General features: G+C 67.8%; 1 protein-coding gene. It reads right to left on the bottom strand.

Features of this window, described 5'->3' with window-relative positions; translation table 11 throughout:
- Positions 1 to 239: hypothetical protein (locus HMPREF0072_RS11675; RefSeq protein WP_211204255.1), on the bottom strand; the 239-nt coding region annotated here is incomplete at both ends.

The raw sequence follows: 239 nt of genomic DNA, 5'->3' as shown, positions 1-239 counted from the left end.
CGAAGGACAGCCGTGCCTTCAGCCGCTCCTGGGCCATGTCCGGCATCGGCGGCATCGGCAGGCCGACTTCCTCGGCGACATCGCTGACGATGATCCCGGCGCCGCCGCTGACGGTGATCATGCCGAGGCTGTTGCCCACCGGATAGATACGCCGGGTGGCGAGGTAGGCGATGTCCATCAGTTCCTCGGTGGTCCTGGCGCGGATCACCGCATAGTCGCCCAGCACGGCGTCCAGCACC

The sequence above is a fragment of the Anaerococcus lactolyticus ATCC 51172 genome (assembly GCF_000156575.1).
GTDB classification, from domain to species: domain Bacteria; phylum Bacillota; class Clostridia; order Tissierellales; family Peptoniphilaceae; genus Anaerococcus; species Anaerococcus lactolyticus.
The sequence above is the reverse complement of the archived record's forward strand: the minus strand, read 5'-3'. Positions and strand labels throughout refer to the sequence as shown.